The sequence below is a fragment of the Leeuwenhoekiella sp. NPDC079379 genome (assembly GCF_044542075.1).
GTDB lineage: Bacteria > Bacteroidota > Bacteroidia > Flavobacteriales > Flavobacteriaceae > Leeuwenhoekiella.
Genome location: NZ_JBITTU010000001.1, coordinates 709589 through 729034, shown reverse-complemented (window position 1 = coordinate 729034; position 19446 = coordinate 709589). Strand labels below are relative to the sequence as shown.

Sequence of the window (19446 nt, the reverse complement as noted above, 5' to 3'; positions counted from 1 at the left end):
GTTAATGGATAAAGAGAACTATTTTGTCCTTTTTATAGACAATTAACGCGGCACAAACATTCCACAAAACAACGCTAAGAGCAGAAGCTATAGCCGCTCCATTCATACCCATTGTAGGAACCAGTACATAATTAAGAAAAACATTAACAAAAACTGTAGCTATTAGAATGTATTGCAACGTGACTTGCTTTTTAGTCATATTTAAATATACCGCTGTAATACCGCAAAGAGTACTTAAAAAATGTCCCACAATTAAAATTTGAAGCGACTCATTTGCTGCTGTGTACGACGTACCAAAAACCTTAAGAATTAATTCTGAAAAACATAGTAAAACTAGTGAAAGCACTAGAGAAAGTCCTGCAATAATACGTACACCATTTTTTAAAATATGCTGCAGCTCTTTTTTATCATTTACATATAAATCTGCTATTTGAACCGCAAAAAAAGAGCTTATCGTACTTACAACTGTAGAAATTAAAAAAATAATTTTAACCGAAGTTCCATAATACGCGAGCGTTTCAAAATCTGTATATATTTTTAGGAAAAATACATCAACACTTATAAGCAAATAAAACCCCAGTGAACTCACTGCAATTGGCATTGTTGATTTAAAAATTGTTTTAAAAGAGACCTTAATGGGCACATCTTTTCCTGTACTAAATTTTCGATATATTTTTAAAATTTCAATCGAAGAAATTAATGCCAAAACTACGAAGCTTCCTAAAAATACCTCAACGACATAATTTTGATTTTTAAAAAGTAGTAAGATTAAAAGACCTAAACCAAATGGAAGTTGTTTAAAAATTCCGCGATATAATTCTGATTTTTCCTGAAGAGAGAAACCTCTAAAAAATTCGGTATTTAAAAGTGTAATAGCATAAAAAAACAAACAGAAACTAACTTTTAGAAGTAAAGAACCTGACGTACTATCATTAAAAATATCTTCATATAATGAGTCTGGTACTATGAGTGCTATAGCCAGAAAAAGTAACGAAGTAAAAAACAGCATTTTTGCCATTCTTAGGTAAATCGAGAATAAAGCTATTACCTGTTCTGTTTTTGAAAATCTACCAGCAAAAAATAAAATAGATTGATCTGTACCTAAAAGAACGAACCCTCCAATTAGAAATAAAGAAGAGCGGGTAAACTCATAGGCTCCTACAACTTTAGGATCGTAATAATTAGTAAGAAAAATAGTGATGCCAAATAGAAACAAAATACCACAGATTCTTAGAAACATAACTTTAATAACATCTGTCAAGGCAGATGCTTTCTTAAAATTATAAAGGTGCTTACTAAGATTTTTGAACATAGACTTAATGCAAAACTTGTTTATTTTATTTCTTGCATTTTGAGCTTTCAGAATGCTATAGATCTGCTTTGAAGCGTTTTCTAAATCTTAATGTCAAGTGATAAAAAATAAAGAAGAGAAATAATACGAGAGGAAGTATAAACCTTAGATTAGTTTTCCACGAGCTTTTGTTCAACCATTTTGAATAAGAATATACTTTGAAAACAGTGTCTAAATTTAAAAGCTGTTTATTAATTTGAGCGTTACGCTTTATTAATTCTAGTTTACTATTTAAAACCGAACTCAAATTCGAATCATCTGAAACAGCTATTATATCAAGTGATTGCTTTCCGTTTTTTAAGGCCAAATTTAAATTTACTAGAACACTATCTATTTGATTTATCGTATAGCTGTTAAACTTAAGTTCCTCTTTTAGATTTTGCGCTTCAGCCTTAAGTTTTGCCTTTAAATGCTCTTCCTTTTCGAGCAAACTCATAAACAGGTCTGGGTCATCAAAATTTCCCGAAGCTGTTATCGTAATTTTATGAAGATTATAAACAGGTGTCAAAAGTGGTTTTTCAAAAAATGAAGACTTAGGTGTGTTGTTATCTAGTAAATAAGCACTTAACTCATCATTAGATAATTGATTATTTTCAAGCAAGTTCACAACATCTTCTACCGGCTCTATTGAAATCTCATCTACGCGCGTGTTAGGAAAAACTGTTTTAAGTTCTGAAATTAAACTAGTGTCCTTACTTGAAACGCCCCTATTAAGTTGGTCAATTTTACTGTATAAATACGTTGTACTCTCTATATTAGGGCCTACTATAATCTCTGCAGTTTTTGACTGTTTGAAAAATGTAGATATCCCATATCCTGAAGCGTAGCCTAAAATGATTAGCCCAAGTAGAATTAGCGCATTTCTAATTAGAAACCGCACAAAGCGATATAGATATATAATTAGTTTTTTGAACTGCTTGCGCAACCATTTAAAAACATCAAATAAATCTATATCCTGCGCGGTATTTTCCATTAATCTTTAAAGATTTGCTCTAAGATTTGTTCGGTTATTAGGTATGTGGGTTTTACACCTGTTGTACCCAATCCTCCTGAAGCAAGCGTGCTACCGGTTTCTAACGGATTATCTGATGCATAATAGGCGTAACGCACTTTTACTTTATCGCTTATGCTTCCGCGTAATTTAGCTGCTGCTTGTATCGCTTTTTGATAATGTGCACCTTCCATCTCAAGACCTATAACATTCCATGTGCTTTCATAGAAAAAGCGTAAAATATCTCTGTTTTGTAAAGACGTACCTAAGACAGAAATCATAGCGCCTTCAAAAACCGAAATGCCGTTACCTTCAAAATGCTCTTTTTTAAGTTGATTATCAAAGGGATAGTTATCTGCCGTACCTTCAAAAAGGTGTGCGCTAGGTATCATAATATCTCCTTTTCCACCCTCGAGAATACCTGCTTTACCCATTATGGAAACTGACTTAACATCAAGATATGTTAGAGCTTCATCTTTTTCAAAAGGTTTTAAAAGCTCTTCCATGGTCTCATAAGCTTGCTCTCCGAATGCATAATCCATCACAATAATCACAGGCTCTTTGCCTTCTGGGTAGGAAGCTTTAGAACAAAAATTATTTTGATCTAGATCTAATTTTGCGGTATCAAATAATTGAACATCTATATTAGTCCCACTTTGATCTGGTACTGATATCATACCATTTTGCAGTGCTGTTTTTTCAACTCGAGCTCTCAATTTACCGCTACCAGCATCACTTAAGGTCTCATATATCTCTAAATTTTCCTTTTTAGCCATCTCCTTAGATAGGGCTACTGGTGCAAAAAGAGTATTCATTACACTGTGCATGTTTGCACTTATGATATGAATAGGTCTACTAAGAAGATCTCTACTGTCTAATTCTTTTTTAATAGTATCTGCCCAGACTTCTCCGTGAATGTGATGACCTAAACGCTCGCGTAAAACAGGAGAAAATGTCACAATTCGCTTATCGTTTTCTGAGATTTCTTCAATAGCACGCTTACCTAGCCAATAGACCAGATTTAAAAAACGCTTCTCGTTTGTAGGTGCAGAAAATTTACCATAAATGACAGAGACTTCGTGAAAAGTTCTTCCCAGGATATTAGCCGTATGCGTAAGTGCAATCTCTCGCTCTTGCTGTGTCAACGGCTCTTCTGAAAGTACTGCTTTTTCAAGCTTGTTCCAGTCTCTTGTGGTGTGCCCCTCTTCATTGATAACCACACGTTTCATTATTTTGTGTGATTCAACAAACAGAAAGGTTAAGTGCGTAAGAATATCATAGATCTCAGATCTACCTCGAGTAATCTCAATATTCATTTGCTCCTCATCTATGCGGTAGCAGTTACGACGTCTCTTAGGAGGAACGATTGGCTTAAAATGTGAATTTTTATAACCTTCGTCACTTGTAAGGTTTATATATCTACATTCTTCTATACCCTCCGGAAGACGATCTATAACATAAAGTAAACCGTTAAGTTCTACCTTTTCTTCTGCAATGGTACCATATATTTCAGGTCGCAATATCAATAAAGCTTCCCTTAAAGTATCTCCTGAAACACCCATAGGCTTGTAAAAACCACGGTTAAAAAGGTGTCTCATAGTAATATACATGCGCTCAATAGCTGCAGAGCTTTCCTGCGCACGTGTTCTGTTTTCTTGTTTTATTAAACTCATTAAATCAAATATACTTTTTTAAAAACCAAATTCATTTAAGGCATCTGCGATTTTACGATCGTTAGCCAGTCTGGGAAGTTTGTTTTGACCTCCTAATTTTCCCTTAGATTTCATATAGGTATTAAAACCTCCCTTAGGAACAACCTTGATTTTTAATGTTTCTAATACTTTTCCTGTAATTAAATCTTTGTAATAACTATTTTGTTCTTGAAGCGCTTGATCAATTGCTTTTGCAAAAGCCTCAAAATCTTCGGGCTCCTTGTCAAACTCAATAAACCACTCGTGAAACGGCAGCCCTGCCTCTGGATTTATTTGTGGCGCGACAGTAAATTCACTAACCTGAGCCTTAAACGAGGTTGCTGTGCTTGCTAGAGCCTCCTCAACCTCCTTGCCTATCACATGCTCACCAAAAGCCGATATAAAGTGCTTAATACGCCCAGAAACTACGATTCGATAAGGTTTTGTAGATGTGAACATTATAGTATCTCCTACGTTGTAGCCCCAAAGACCTGCGGTGGTAGAAATTATCATAACATAGTTTACGCCTGTTTCTACCTGACCTATAGTAAGTCTGTCAGGATTTTCATCAAAAAATGACGCTGCCTCTATAAACTCATAAAAAATACCACTATCAAGTAATAGTAGCATTCCTTTTTCTTTTTGAGAATCCTGAAATGCAAAAAACCCTTCACTTGCTGGATACAGCTCAATACTGTCTACTCTTCTGCCTATTAAATTTTCAAACTTCTTACGATACGGCTCGTAATTTACACCGCCATAAATAAACAAATTAAAGTTAGGAAACAGTTCTCCCACCTTCTTGCCGGTTTTTGCATTAAGTCGTTCAAAATACATTTGTACCCAAGACGGTATACCGCTTATAATACTCATATCTTCTTTTGAAGTCTCTTCAACTATGGCATCAACTTTTGTTTCCCAGTCTTCAATACAGTTTGTTTCCCAACTTGGCATTCTGTTTTTCTGAAGGTATCCTGGTACATAGTGCGCTACTATTCCTGATAATCTTCCGGTTTGAATCCCATTTTTCTCCTGAAGCTCAGGACTTCCTTGAAGAAAAATCATTTTTTTATCTACAAAACTGCGGTTTCCTGTTTCTGCTATATAATGTAAAATAGCGTCTCTTGCCGCATTGGTATGCATAGGCATAGACTCTGCGGTAATTGGGATGTATTTTGCTCCCGATGTGGTGCCAGAAGTCTTTGCAAAATACTGTGGCTTACCGGGCCATAAAATATTAGGATTCCCGGCAACTACTTTATCTACATAGACCTTTAATTCTTCATAATCCCTAACAGGAACCTGCTTTACATAGTCGCTGTAATTTTTAATGGTTTGAAAATTATGATCCCTACCAAACTGGGTTTGAGAGGCATTTTTTATTAAATATTTAAAAACCTTAAGCTGGGTAGCTTCAGGTGTAGACGACCAAGCTTCGGTTTTTGAGACGATATGTTTTGCAAAGAGTTTTGCTCCAAAAGATTTTATAGACATTATTCGAATGCGATGTAATTAGTTGGATCTACGGGGTAACCATTATTCCAAAGTTCAAAATGCAAATGAGGACCAGTAGTATATTCTCCTGTCGACCCCGCTATTGCAATAACTTCACCTGCTTTAACAAGATCGCCCTGATCTTTATTGCGGGAGGCGCAATGCTTGTAGACTGAAATTAAGTTATTCCCGTGGTCTAGAATGAGAACGTTTCCGGTTTCGGCTGTCCATTCAGAAAAAATGACTGTAGCATCTGCAACGGCTTTAATGGGTTCGTTTTTAGGTACAACGACATCAACAGCATAATGCTTTCGGTCTAAATTGTATTTTTCGGTAATGTTTCCTTTAACAGGAGGAAATAGAGAAAAGTTGACCTTTGTTGAAGCGGGTTCAAACAAATTATAGCGGTCTTCATTAGCAACGCGCTCTCTTAAAATGCTGTCTTCTTTAGAGATTTTAAAAGACAAACCGCCGTTTTCTCCAGGTTCTATAAGCAACAACGAGTCTTTATTAAAATTTACGCGATCAACATCACCTGTAAGCACTTTTCTAATGCTTGCATAATATTGTTCATTAATATCAAGTTGTCGCTTAAGAGAATCTGTTTCAAATATTAGTTCTGTAGCCTGTTTTTTAAGTCTTACAGAGGAGTATCCCGGAATATATTCTCGTAAGGGTGTGTATGCAATTAGAAATGTCGTTAACGCAATAAGAATAATAATCGAGAAGCCAACAACAATAAAAACATTAAGTCGTGTAAGCTTAAACGAAACCCGTTCTTCAAAGGTGTCTTCGTTTAGAATTACTAGCCTGTATTTATGTAAAAGGCGTTTTCTAAACTTCTTTCTATCTTTAGATTTAGCCATATAGTTTTGTGCTTACGCAAATATAAAATTTAAAAGGCGTTTATCACCTGCTAAAGTTTCTTAACGAAAGGTCTATTCTGATGAATTCTTTTTATATTTACTTTCTAAATTAGAATAATATGAATTTACTATCGATATTTTTAGGAATGGTTGGACCTTGGCAGATAGGTCTTATCGTAGTTGTGATACTTTTGCTTTTTGGAGGTAAGAAAATACCTGAAATGATGCGTGGTTTAGGAAGTGGTATTAAAGAATTTAAAGATGCTTCTAAAGATGAAGACGCTCCTAGAAAATCTGACGAAACTATAGAAGAGAAAAAATCTTAATTTTAAAATTCTTCTATTAAAAAAGCCGCTTCAAGTATTTGAAGCGGCTTTTTTATGTTTATTGAAATTATATTTTAATCTACAAACTCTACAGAACGTAAAATAGATTCTAATTCAAATATATTATCACGCTTATTTGCAGAAGGTTTAAATACAAAGCCCTCTAATACCAGATAGCGGTTATTTTCTTTATCATCTACCGTAAAATTCACAAAAGGCCCTGCCATAAAGCGGCCTTTAACCTCCCACATCCCTTTCATCTGGTATGCTGGCTTACCATCTATTGTAGTCTCGCTTAGATAAGGTGCAAAAGCAGCTTCTGTAATAAAACGCATACCCTCATTTACTACAATATTATCTCCAGAAATAGAATCTCTCATAGCTATAAGCGAGCCTATAGTGTTACTATCTCTATCAATAAGATTATAAGGGACTTCATAGATAGTAATATTCATATCTCCGTTAGGAATGTCTTTACGAATCCAATAAAAACCCCCATCTGTCTTTGCATAGCGATATGCAGATGGAAACTTCATAGTTATTCCAAAAGTTTTTGTGATAGAATCATCTTCTTTAAGCGACAGGCTAATACGGCGTATTTTCTCTTTAAACTCAGCACCCTTGTATGTATCTACAATTTTTGCACTGTCTTGCTTGATTAAATTAATTAGTGCTTCTTCTGTAGGACCTCTTAATATAATACCAGTTTGTGGTCTGGCGTATTCATCTGTAACAATCTCTAGAGAAGGAACATCTGCCTGTTCTACTTTTAAAAATGTACGTTGTTTACGCATAAAGCCAGAAAAAGCTTCTAAAGGCATTTGATTTATTTCAAACATGGGCTCTACTTGCGGTAAACCATTTACGGGACCGGCCAACTTTTCTCTAATGCTTTCACCTACTGCCCCTGCCCACATATCATTAGGCATAACAATCGTTAAGTTATTTAGACCGCCAGAAGAGGAAGATAAAATTTTACCTTCCGGTTTATCGTTACAGGCAATTAAAGCAAAGAGAGTAAATGCTAAGAGTAGTTTTTGCATAATAAATTTTCTATTAAAGGTTAGTTGACGATGACCAAAGTCATTCCCGGTTTTAATTTATTACCACTAATATCGTTCCACTTTTTTAGATTATCAGGACTAACACCAGGAAATTTCTGAGCGATCTTCCATAAACTGTCCCCTTTACGCACCACATACTTTTTTGAATTACTTCTGCTAGCGCTGCTTGATGAAGCAGATGTAACTGCCTTTGTTGGGTGCAATGTTAGTCGCTGACCCACGCGCAAATTGTTAGATCTTAAATTATTCCATCTTTTAATTTCAGACACACCAACTCCGTATTTAGATGCAATTTTCCCAAGATAATCACCGCTCCGTACGCGATAGCTAACACTGGTGGGGTTTTCTACATACTTAGGTAAAGTTGCTTCCTCACGTTCTAATTCTTTTTTTGCGGTAGCATAGATCGCTTCTTCATTGGCAACAAAAGGACCTAAAGCTTCTACCGGTAACCGTAAATAATATTCCTCATCGCTCACATACGGAATAATATCAAGCTTGTAAGACGGATTTAGAAATTGTACTTCATCAAAAGAAACGCCTGTATACGCGGAAACCTGTTGTAAGGATAGGGTTTGCTTAATCTTAACTGTATCTGTGGTAAAATAATTAATATCTGGTTTTACAGGGTTGTAACCATGCTCTTTTGCGTACTCAAAAATATACATAGTTGCAAGAAAAGCAGGAACGTAACCTGCTGTTTCACGTGGTAAATTATGTCTTATATTCCAGTAATTAGTGCTTCCGCCGCTGCGACGTATGGCCTTACTTACATTACCAGGACCTGAATTGTAAGAGGCTAATGCCAAGTCCCAATCGCCAAAAACATCGTACAGCTTAGAAAGGTATTGCGCTGCAGCTTCCGTAGAAAGTATGGGATCCATCCGCTCATCTACATAAGAACTTATGTCAAGACCGTATAATTTACCTGTACTGTACATAAATTGCCACATTCCTGTAGCTCCAACTCGTGATTTTGCTCTAGGCCTCAATGCAGATTCTACAATTGCCAAATACTTTAATTCGAGAGGCATATTATATTTATCAAAAGTCTTTTCAAAACCCGGAAAATAAAATTCTGAAAGACCCATAAGACGCTCTAAAGTAGGCTTGTGCCTTTTTAGATACGATTTTATAACATTTTCTAAAGAAGGGGTGTATTCTATATTGAAGGGTGTGCGGGCATTTAAATCTGCCAAACGCTTTTTAAGTGTATCTGTAGAAAGTTCTGCATATACTACTTCACTATCGTAGTAATTCTCATCTATAATTGCTTCGATAGAATCGTACAAAGAACCACCTGTAAGCTCTCTAAGCCATTTTTTATCTACTTTGGCGGCGTATTCCTGGTCATTTAAGTTGTAGATTACCTTCCCGCCTTTACGCTGCTTAAAAAGGAAGTTTTGTGACATCTCTTCCTGAAGCTGCTTTATTTCTAGCGTATCAACAACTGAAAGTGTATCTGATAAAATCTCATCTTCTACTATTTCAGATTTTATAACTTTTTTCTGAGCAAATGAACCCAAAGTGGTCATTAAAAAACAACCTATAATTAAACGTTTTCTCATATCTATTTAGAACGATGCAAACGCTAAAGTCGTATTTTTTAATCGAAATCAAAAATGCTCAGAAAAAAGTAAATAATATAAATCATTAATCACGCATTGCAGCAATACCCGGAAGTTCTTTACCCTCAAGCATTTCTAGCATTGCGCCACCTCCTGTTGAAACGTAAGATACTTTATTTTCAAAGCCAAATTGTTTTACCGCAGCAACACTGTCACCTCCTCCTACAAGAGAAAAAGCTCCATTTTTAGTTGCTTCTGCAATGGCATCTCCTAACGCGATTGTTCCTTTTGCAAAAGGTTCCATTTCAAAAACACCTAAAGGACCATTCCATAAAATAGTCTTGCTATTTGCTACTACTTTAGCAAAATTCTCAAGAGACTTTGGTCCTGCGTCAAGACCTTGCCAACCATCTGCGATTTCAAAAATATTTTCAATTTGTGTATTTGCAAATTCAGAAAAGTCATCTGCAGCAATTACATCTACTGGTAGATGTACATTTACATTTTTTTCTTTAGCCTTTTTTAGAATATCTAAAGCAAGTTCCTGTTTATCGTCTTCGCAAATAGAACTTCCTATTTTTCCTCCCTGAGCTTTAATAAAGGTATAAGCCATACCTCCTCCTATAATTAAATCATCTACTTTGTCAAGAACATTCTCTATAACAGTAATCTTTGAAGATACTTTTGCTCCCCCTAAAATTGCTAAAACTGGACGCTCATTGTCATTTAAAACTTTATCTATACTCTCAATCTCTTTAGCTAATAAAGAACCAAAACATTTTTTCTCAGGAAAAAACTGAGCAATTATCGTTGTTGAAGCGTGCGCCCTGTGTGCTGTGCCAAATGCATCATTAACGTAAATATCACCTAGACTAGCTAATTTTTGAGCAAAATCAACATCACCTTTTTCTTCCTCTGCGTGATATCTCAGGTTTTCTAAAAGCAAAATTTCACCAGGCTCTAATTTTGCAGCTGCAGCTTCAGCGGTCTCTCCCACACAATCTTCTGCAAATTTCACCTGAACGCCTATAATTTCGGTTACGGCATCTGCAATGTTCTTTAATGAAAATTCTGGTTCATTATTTTTAGGCCTTCCAAGATGAGACATTAAAATTGCAGCTCCTCCATCTTCTAAAACTTTTAAAATTGTAGGTTTTGCAGCTTCGATACGAGTAGCATCTGTAACCTTATGGTTTTCGTCTAAGGGAACATTAAAATCTACGCGAATGAGCGCTTTTTTATTTTCAAAATTAAAATCTTCGATGGTTTTCATGAGTAATTTTTATTTACAGATTCAGTAACTAATTGGTTGTGTTTTTAAAAGCAAACCTAAGATTGACGGCTGCTTTAGCCAACAAATATAACAGATAAGGCACAAAATATACGTTACATTTCTGTTATATTTGGCGCATGTTATTTCAAGAAATATTAGGCCAAGAATTTATTAAGAAACACCTCACAACCAGTGTAGACGGTAAACGAGTTGCTCACGCTCAATTGTTTGTAGGAAGCAGTGGTTGTGGTGTTCTTTCCTGTGCTATTGCCTATGCACAATATTTAATTTGTGGTAATAATGAGGGTGAAAATACTGGAGGTAATGCTTCCTGTAATTTAAAATTTGATCATCTAGCACATCCAGATTTACATTTTGCGTATCCTGTGGCAACAACAGATGCTATTAAAAGTCATCCCGTATCAGACAATTTTGCTAAAGAGTGGCGGTCTTTTATAGACAATAATGCCTACGGAAGCTTATACGATTGGCATCAACATTTAGGAATTGAGAAAAAACAAGGAAGAATAGGTGTAGATGAAGCACAGGATATCGTCAAAAAATTATCTTTAAAATCCTATGAAGGAGGTTATAAGGTTATGATTATCTGGATGGCAGATAAAATGAACAACGCAGCCTCAAACAAACTCCTTAAATTAATTGAAGAACCACCACAAAAAACCGTATTTCTTCTTATTGCAGAAAATGAAGATCACATAATAGACACTATAAAATCGAGATGTCAGGTTCTTAATTTTCCTCCTTTAGCGGCAGAATCTCTAGAAAATGCCCTTATTAAGTCACATAATTGCAATCCTGTTGAAGCTAAAAAAATTGCTATTAAGGCACACGGAGATTATAATCTAGCTCTGCATCTCTTAGAAAATAGTAGCGATGAGGAAGAGTTTGAGACGTGGTTTGTATCGTGGGTACGTACTGCTTTTAAAGCCCGTGGAAATAAGAAAGCAATTTTAAATCTTATATCGTGGAGTGAACAAATTGCCGGAACAGGCCGCGAAACCCAAAAAAATTTTCTATCCTATTGTGAAGATTTTTTTAGGCAAGCCATGCTTTTAAACTATGGAGCTCAAGAATTAGTCTATTTACAACCACAAACGAAATTTGAACTTGCAAAATTTGCTCCTTTTATACACGGAAATAATATAAGTTCAATAATTGAAGAATTACAGACCGCTTCTTACCATATAGAACGTAACGGAAATCCCAAAATTGTACTTACTGATTTATCTATAAAACTTACGCGATTATTACACACTAAAGCATAAAAAAAGCAGCCAATCGGCTGCTTTTTTAAATCCTGAATTTTTATTTATTCAGCTGTTTCTGTCTTTGGAGCATTCGTTGCCGCAGGTGCTGTAGCAGAGCCTGGAGTATAATCTTTATTTAATGCTTCTAATACTTTATCTGTAATATCAAACTCTTTCTTACCAAATAGAATATTGCCACTATCATTTTTCCCATAAATGAAATCATAACCATTATCAGCGCCATAGGTGTCAATAAATTTTCTCACTTTACTCACTACAGTATCAATTGCAGTTTGGCTTTCTTGTTGAAGTTGACCTCCACGAGCTTGCTGCTCTTGTTGAATTTGCTGTTGTAATGCTCCTAATTCTTGTTCCTTAGATTGACGTTCTGCTGGACTCATAGTTTGAACGTTTTTTTGATAAAGATCTAATTTGATTTGAAACGCTTGAATTTTTGGTTCTAAATCTGCACGCACATTTTCGGTTAACTTTTCATATTTGTCCTGCACCTCTGTCATTTCTGTATAACCCTCAAAAAGTTTTTGAGTATCAACATAAGCTGATTTTGATTTTGAACAACTAGCTAATGTAATTGTAATTAAAAGCGCACTAAATAGGTTTTTCATAATTTCTAAAAATTTGCTGCAAAAGTAACAAGTTGTACTATGCAAAAGTTAAAAAAGGAAAGATTTATTTATTATAAGCAAATTAAATAGGTAAAATCATTAAAATAGGTTTTTCTTATTAAATCTAAACCCATTAAAGGCTTTGTGGTGGTTTTTTAAAAAATTACCAACCAAGACAAGGCAAAGGGATTAAAAACCTCTTAAAGTGGCTTATTTTACGTTTTTTGCTTCTTGAAAGTGTATATAATCGAAGAATACTCGCCAGAACGCCTCGCTTTCCAATTAGAGTTCAAACCTGATATAAATGCTGAAATGAGATTAGAGTTTCCTGTTTTATATTTTTCCGAAAGTAGACTTACATAGAAAGAATCAAAAATTAACGGTTTTTCTGAAATAAGGTCAAACCCAAAATTTGAAAATAATGTACTAATACTTTTTCTAGAGAAGTGATGTATATGTCTGGGCACATCCCAAGCTGCCCAAAATGATTTGTATTTTATTGCATCATCAGAATTAAAATTAGGAACAGCAATTACTAAAATTCCATCTTCTGATAAATGTTTTTCAAGCCAATTAATTTGTTCTCGTAAATAGGGTACATGTTCTAAAACATGCCACATGGTTATTACGTCAAATTTTTGACTTGTAAGTTGAGAGGTATTTTCTAATAGTGTAATTTTTTTATTTAACGCATTTTTTCTTGCAACTGAACTTGGTTCAACACCGGTTACCTCCCACCCTCTTTTTTTTGCTACAATTAAAAAATCTCCGGTTCCTGCACCTATATCTAATAAAGATCCTACAGACTTAAATTTACTAATATGCTTTAGTTTTTGTTTTAGCATATAGCTTTTCACAAATTGGTAAAGCGTTTCAGTAATTCCTTTTTTTGAATCTGTATGAGATATATAATTTTCACTTAAATAATAATCTTCTAAATTTTCAGGAATTGATGATGTTGTGTACATATCTAATTCAGAATCGTAAATCAAGTCAAATTCCTCATTAGAAACAGAGAAATCTTTTATCTTAATTGTCGTTTTTTTATCTAAAGAAGAATTCATAAAATGGGAAAATGGAAAGATTGTTTCACGTGGAACTATAAATTAGCGCCCCATATAAACTAACATTACTGAAATGTCGCTCGGAGAAACACCACTTACACGTGATGCCTGAGAAATGGTAGTAGGTTGAATTTTTGTCAATTTCTCACGAGCTTCAAAGGATAATGACTTAAGCTTAGTATAATCAAAACCATCTGGAATTTTAATATTTTCTAAACGCTGAAGTTTATCTGCATTTGCTTTTTCTTTAGCAATATACCCGGCATATTTAACACGGATTTCTGCCTGTTCTAAAACTTCAATATCCAGATTATTTGTCTCCACATAATTTTTAACATCAGCAAAACTCAACATATCTGAAAGCTCAATTTGAGGTCTACTGAATATTTTTACCATCTTGTCTGATTGCTTCATAGGAGAAGTTCCTTTTTCAGCAAGAACAGGATTTGCCTCTTCTGGAGTAATACTGGTTATATTAAAAAAATCAACAAGATTCTGAGCTTCTTTTTCTTTATTTTCTAAAGTGCGCATACGCTTATCACTCGCTAAACCTATTTCATGTGCAAGCGGCGTAAGTCTACTATCTGCGTTATCCTGTCTAAGTAAGGTTCTATATTCTGCTCGCGAAGTAAACATGCGATACGGTTCTTTAGTTCCTTTAGTAATAAGATCGTCTATTAAAACACCTATATATGCCTCATCCCTTTTCAAGATTAAAGAATCCCGTTCCTGCACTTTTAAACTTGCATTTATACCTGCCATCAAACCTTGCGAAGCAGCTTCTTCATAACCCGTAGTACCATTAATTTGACCAGCAAAATATAATCCTGAAACTACTTTTGTCTCTAAAGTGTGCTTTAATTGTGTAGGTGGAAAATAATCATATTCAATTGCGTAACCCGGTCTAAAGAACTTCACATTTTCAAAGCCTGCAACTTTACGAAGAGCTTTAAACTGAATTTCTTCAGGCAACGACGTAGAGAAACCATTTACATAATACTCAATAGTGTCCCAACCTTCGGGTTCAACAAAGAGTTGATGCCTATCTTTATCAGCAAAACGATTTATTTTATCCTCAATTGAAGGGCAGTATCGCGGCCCAGTACTTTTTATACGACCGTTAAACATAGGTGACCTATCAAAACCTTCCCGAAGTAAATCATGTACTTCAAGACTGGTATAACTCATTTGACAGGAGCGCTGTTTAGTAAGTGGTTTTGTAACGTCACTATAACTAAATTTCTGCGGATTTAGATCCCCAGGTTGTTCAATCATTTTTGAAAAATCAAGACTACGACCATCAACCCGAGGTGGTGTTCCGGTTTTCATTCTACCCGATTCAAAACCTAAATCTACAAGTTGTTCTGTAATTCCTTTTGAGTTACGCTCCCCTGCTCTACCTCCTCCAAATTGCTTATCTCCTATGTGAATTAAACCATTAAGAAAAGTACCATTAGTTAAAACAACTGATTTTGCTTTAATCTCTATACCCAAAGATGTAATTATCCCACCTATACTATCACCATCCATTAAAAGACCACTTACCATTTCCTGATAAAAATCAAGATTTAGAGTTCGCTCCAACATAAGGCGCCATTCATCTGCAAAACGCATACGATCACTCTGCACTCTGGGACTCCACATCGCAGGCCCTTTGCTTTTATTAAGCATCTTAAATTGAATAGCGGTCTTATCGGAAACGATACCACTATAGCCTCCCATAGCATCAATTTCACGTACAATTTGTCCCTTAGCAATTCCTCCCATAGCAGGATTGCACGACATTTGAGCGATTGTTTGCAAATTCATCGTCACTAGCAGCGTACTGCTTCCGGTATTTGCAGCAGCAGCGGCAGCCTCGCAACCTGCGTGACCTCCTCCTACTACAATTACATCATATACTTTATCAAAAAAACTCATTGTTCCACGTGAAACATTTAATTATACTTCCTTAAAAATGGGCGCAAAGATACTAAAAATTAAGTGCCTAGCAGCAGTTATTCTAACGGCCAAAGGTTGAGATAGAAATCTTCTTTAGCGCGCATGATTGCCATTTCCTCTTCAGTCTTATCTCCATAGCCACACATATGCAATAAGCCATGTATCATAACGCGCCTCAATTCTGTATTAAAATTCACTTCAAAAGTTGACGCATTCTCTGCCACGCGATCTGTACTTATGTACATTTCACCATTCAGAAGTTTGTTCTCAGTATAATCAAAAGTAACTATATCTGTAAACGTATCGTGTTTTAAAAATTGCTCATTAATTTCGAGTAAATACTCATCAGAACAAAAAACGTATCCAAGCATTTCAATACCGTAAGATTCTTTAAGAGCAGTTGCCCTAATCCAATTACGCGTTTGTTCTTCCAAATCTAAACTGAAATCATTTTGACTATCAAATTCAATCATTGTCTTGTTTAAAATATTCTTTAACCTTGTTTTTATAGGACCGGCTTAGCGGGAGTTTATCTCTATTCAGAAGCTCTTTAGAATTAAAATAACTTCGTGTTTCAGGAATAATATTAATAGCTGAATTCATAAATTCTTTGGTCGTACTCTCTGCCTCGCGCTTAGTATTTTTGTCCTGTTCTTGTTCAGCAAGTTCTAATTTTAAAAACTGTTGAATAACATCACTCATTCTCTTTTTTGCCTGAGCAGAATTTCCATTTAATAAATCTGACTCTACTTGTTCAATAGTTTTTAAAACACGGGCGGCTTCACTGTTAAGACCTTCCTTATCTATCAAATCCTGTAACTTATTTCTAATCTCTTCCTGTTCTTTGTAAATCTCATATTGTCGTGCGAGTTCACCTTCACTTACAGAAAATCCATTTTTCCCTTTATCTCCTTGCCCTGCCTTTGACCCTTTGCCACTTTCCCCATCAGAACCAGCGCCTTCTCCGTTACCCGGTTTTTTTCCATCACCCTCTCCATCAGCCTTACCATCTTTACCTTTACCAGTCTCTCCCTTTTCTCCTTCACCTTTTTTACCGGGTTGTTCTCCCAATTTTTCAGAAAGCTCTTTCTGTGACATAATGATGTCACTTAACTGCTTCCCTGAACCCTGCCCACCGGGTTTAGGAATAGGCATAGGCATACCACTAGATCCCTGCCCTAACGAGAGTGATAGTTGTGCTTGCATGTTATCAAGAATGTTTGAAAGCATATCTGCAAGAGTATTTGAAGAGCTTACCACATAGCGTTCGCTTACAACACCCATATTTATATTATTATCTGATAAACGCTCTAACGCTTGGTCTAAACTAAAAGTGATATTAGTTAGCTCCTTATTTATATCCTCCTCTAGCAAAGGATTTCTGAGAGACAGCGCAAAAAGACTATCGTCTATATGCTTAAAATTATCACGCAGTACATTCTGATTAACAAGATTCTTTGAAAAAGAAGGGTTCGAATTATTGATTGTTTTAAATTTATACATCAGCTCTTCCTGATCAAATGAAAAGACTACTAGGTTGTCAAGAATTTGCCTAAGCATTTCAACATCTTCTTCTAGACGTTGAGCACCACCCCCACCACCAGATGTAAATTTATCTTTCAACTTACTACCCAACTCCTTCATTTTTTTTCCTGCGCTCTTTTGCTTTTCTTTGCTAGCCTTTGATGATTCTGCGTCTCCAGATTTTTGCATTTTATCAAGTGCTTGTTTCTGATCACTATCAATCTCCTTTTCAAGGTTTTTATCTTCTGGGATATCCAGAGGTTCTTTTAGAGCCTTATTTTCTTTGATTAGCTCCTCAAAAGATTTTTTAAATGCATCAAATTCTTCATTTAATTTTTCTTGTTTTTCTTTTGAAGGTTCATTCAAACTTTGACCTTCTTTTAATTGCTTCTCTCCCGTTTCCTCAAGTTGTCTGCCTAGACGCTCCCCTTTAGTTTGAACATAAAATCTCTTTGTCAACTCTAAAAGTTGTTGCATACTTTTGCTAGAATTCTTACTGTTTTTAGACATTTTGTCTAGCTTATCTTTTAACTCCTCATCATTCATCATATTCTGTAATTTAGATAACTCTTCTAAAAGTTTTTTCTGCTCTTTAAGTTGTTCTTCATTTTTTTGAATACGCTTTTTCAAAAGTTCATTTTCAGGACTTGCTTTCTCATTTAATTTATCTAGTTCGTTCAGACTATTCTTAAGTTTTTCAGAATAACTTTTCATCATTTGTTCCTGGGCTTTCTGTCTTTCTAAAAAAGATTTAAGCTTTCTTTTGTCATTAAAGTCGAGTTTGTTTTTTTCCTTTTGTAGATCTTGAATTTCCTGTAAATCCTTTTGTTGTTCTTGAATTTTTAAGACAGATTTATCTAAACCTTGAATACTGTTTTGTTGCAATTCTAATTGCTTATCTATAGACTCTGTACGCGTAAGTGATTGAAAATTTTGAATTTCAGATTGTGTAGCTTTATGATTATTAATAGCATCATTATCCCTAACTTCAAAGTAATAATTATAGGTAACTCCTTCTTCAAGAGGTAATTTACCGGGAAAAGAGACATAAAATTGATCTACTGTACCATTTGATATAGAAATAGGTATTGCCTTCTTATTAATACTTTGATTTTCAATATAATAAACCAACTTTAGATCATATAAGCCATTATCATCAGATACAAAACCCTGATAGTAAGTTTGATTGCTGCCTAAAGTATCCTTTTTAAATTTTAAAACGAGATCTGGATATGCATCTTTATTTACTTGAATGGTATAACTTAATTCTTCGTAATTTTTTAATTGCTCGTTACTCGTTGAAATTTTATACTCTAATTGATTAAAAATTGTTTTTGAAAATTTAAAAATTTTATCTTCAGATATAAAGGAGTTAGAAACCGTATCCGTAATAAAATTAATTTGTGATGTGTTGTTAGCCTCCAGTATCCAATTAACCTGTGTACCTTCGGGAACAGTAAGCGAACTTGTATTAGAAACGATTTGATTTTGCATTTTTAGATAACCAGGGTAATTTAAACGCATCTTATAAGAACTGATTACCGGAATATGAACCAGCGGAAATTTGTAAGAGCCCGATGAAAAACCATTACCTATAAATGAAAAATTTAAATCGTCTGAAGCTTGCTCAACCGTATATGCAAAAACGCCACCGCCCCTATTTTTCATAAAATAAGTAACGCCATTCAAATTTAGACTAACCTCTTCAGGAATTTCTGAACCCTCAACTTTTGTCAGAATTTCAAAATTTCGACCTTCGATAACCGGAATATCTTTATTTAGAAGTGAAAAATTAAAAGGAGCCGGCGGAATATATTCAGTAGAATAATTTAAAACCCGCTTGGCACTTCCCTCAAAAAAGTCTGAAGTTTTACTAAAACTAATGGCAACAAATATAAGAACCGGTATTAGTGCATACTTAATGTACTTAACATTTGCTTTATAATTTATAGCAAGAGAAAATGGAACAGGCTCAAGTTCTTTGCTTTTTTGAAGTATGCTTGCCTGTATTAAATCAGAATCATCTGCAGAAGACTTTAGCTGTAGCGTATTAATTAATTTATCACGAACCTCAGGAAAGTGACTACCTATTAAAGCAGAAGCTTTAGTGTAGTCTATACCCTTAGAAAGTTTAAATAATCTAAAAACCGGAATGAGAATAAATCTAAAAATAAGCAGCGATTCAATCCCAACAAAAGACCAAAAAAGAAATCCTCTCCCCCAACTACCTAACCAAAACCAGTATTCAATTACCAATACAAGCAAAAGATAGGTGAGCCCTATTGCTATAAAAAACAAGAATCCTTTTAAAAGTTCGTTCTTGTAATATTTACTAATAAATTTTTCTATTTTTTTCTCTAAAGCTTCCACAACCTACCTCTTTTACTAGCTAATTTTCT

The 19446-nt window shown here is 34.8% G+C and carries 15 protein-coding genes; 2 read left to right on the top strand and 13 right to left on the bottom strand.

Annotation, left to right across the window (positions count from 1 at the left end):
• Window position 1 precedes the first annotated feature (1 nt).
• From ACIGAM_RS03135 to ACIGAM_RS03115, 5 genes are read right to left on the bottom strand one after another with little or no spacing between them, the layout of a single operon-like run.
• Complete coding sequence (locus ACIGAM_RS03135; protein ID WP_396509996.1) at window positions 2-1312, bottom strand: polysaccharide biosynthesis C-terminal domain-containing protein; 1311 nt, start codon at window positions 1310-1312, stop codon at window positions 2-4.
• A gap of 55 nt (window positions 1313-1367) precedes the next feature.
• A complete protein-coding gene (locus ACIGAM_RS03130; protein ID WP_396509995.1) occupies window positions 1368-2324 on the bottom strand; it encodes a hypothetical protein in 957 nt (318 codons plus the stop codon).
• Window positions 2324-4015, bottom strand: a complete 1692-nt coding sequence (locus tag ACIGAM_RS03125) for a DUF6909 family protein (protein WP_396509994.1) — start codon at window positions 4013-4015, stop codon at window positions 2324-2326. Before ACIGAM_RS03125 ends, ACIGAM_RS03130 begins: the two co-directional genes overlap by 1 nt.
• Before the next feature lie 18 nt (window positions 4016-4033).
• Window positions 4034-5527: a GH3 auxin-responsive promoter family protein gene (locus ACIGAM_RS03120; RefSeq protein WP_396509993.1), complete on the bottom strand. Its 1494-nt coding sequence runs from the start codon at window positions 5525-5527 to the stop codon at window positions 4034-4036.
• Window positions 5527-6393 (bottom strand): M23 family metallopeptidase, encoded by an 867-nt coding sequence (locus tag ACIGAM_RS03115; protein ID WP_396509992.1) that lies wholly within the window; start codon window positions 6391-6393, stop codon window positions 5527-5529. Before ACIGAM_RS03115 ends, ACIGAM_RS03120 begins: the two co-directional genes overlap by 1 nt.
• 119 nt (window positions 6394-6512) lie before the next feature.
• Here ACIGAM_RS03115 and tatA point away from each other — a divergent pair, with 119 nt between their 5' ends.
• Window positions 6513-6719: a twin-arginine translocase TatA/TatE family subunit gene (gene tatA, locus ACIGAM_RS03110; protein WP_396509991.1), complete on the top strand. Its 207-nt coding sequence runs from the start codon at window positions 6513-6515 to the stop codon at window positions 6717-6719.
• Window positions 6720-6793: 74 nt separating this feature from the next.
• Here tatA and ACIGAM_RS03105 read toward each other — a convergent pair whose 3' ends face one another.
• From ACIGAM_RS03105 to ACIGAM_RS03095, 3 genes are all read right to left on the bottom strand, one after another.
• Window positions 6794-7762, bottom strand: a complete 969-nt coding sequence (locus tag ACIGAM_RS03105) for a DUF4837 family protein (protein ID WP_396509990.1) — start codon at window positions 7760-7762, stop codon at window positions 6794-6796.
• Window positions 7763-7782: 20 nt separating this feature from the next.
• Window positions 7783-9351, bottom strand: coding sequence for a LysM peptidoglycan-binding domain-containing protein (locus ACIGAM_RS03100; protein ID WP_396509989.1), 1569 nt, complete (start codon window positions 9349-9351; stop codon window positions 7783-7785).
• Between the two features lie 85 nt (window positions 9352-9436).
• Entirely contained in the window at window positions 9437-10624 is a 1188-nt protein-coding gene (locus tag ACIGAM_RS03095; protein WP_396509988.1) for a phosphoglycerate kinase, read from the bottom strand.
• A 137-nt stretch (window positions 10625-10761) separates the two neighbouring features.
• Between ACIGAM_RS03095 and ACIGAM_RS03090 the strand changes: the two genes are divergently transcribed.
• Window positions 10762-11910: an ATP-binding protein gene (locus tag ACIGAM_RS03090; RefSeq protein WP_396509987.1), complete on the top strand. Its 1149-nt coding sequence runs from the start codon at window positions 10762-10764 to the stop codon at window positions 11908-11910.
• A gap of 44 nt (window positions 11911-11954) precedes the next feature.
• Here ACIGAM_RS03090 and ACIGAM_RS03085 read toward each other — a convergent pair whose 3' ends face one another.
• The 5 genes from ACIGAM_RS03085 to ACIGAM_RS03065 all read right to left on the bottom strand — a co-directional run bounded on the left by ACIGAM_RS03085 (window position 11955) and on the right by ACIGAM_RS03065 (window position 19417).
• Window positions 11955-12518 carry an OmpH family outer membrane protein gene (locus tag ACIGAM_RS03085; protein ID WP_396509986.1) on the bottom strand — a complete coding sequence of 188 codons (564 nt, stop codon included), beginning with the start codon at window positions 12516-12518 and terminating at the stop codon, window positions 11955-11957.
• A gap of 215 nt (window positions 12519-12733) precedes the next feature.
• Window positions 12734-13582, bottom strand: coding sequence for a class I SAM-dependent methyltransferase (locus tag ACIGAM_RS03080; protein ID WP_396509985.1), 849 nt, complete (start codon window positions 13580-13582; stop codon window positions 12734-12736).
• Window positions 13583-13624: 42 nt separating this feature from the next.
• On the bottom strand, window positions 13625-15502 hold the full coding sequence (gene mnmG / locus ACIGAM_RS03075; RefSeq protein ID WP_396509984.1) for a tRNA uridine-5-carboxymethylaminomethyl(34) synthesis enzyme MnmG: 1878 nt from the start codon (window positions 15500-15502) through the stop codon (window positions 13625-13627).
• Between the two features lie 77 nt (window positions 15503-15579).
• Window positions 15580-15996: an rRNA maturation RNase YbeY gene (gene ybeY, locus ACIGAM_RS03070; protein ID WP_396509983.1), complete on the bottom strand. Its 417-nt coding sequence runs from the start codon at window positions 15994-15996 to the stop codon at window positions 15580-15582.
• On the bottom strand, window positions 15989-19417 hold the full coding sequence (locus ACIGAM_RS03065; protein ID WP_396509982.1) for a hypothetical protein: 3429 nt from the start codon (window positions 19415-19417) through the stop codon (window positions 15989-15991). Before ACIGAM_RS03065 ends, ybeY begins: the two co-directional genes overlap by 8 nt.
• Window positions 19418-19446 lie beyond the last annotated feature (29 nt).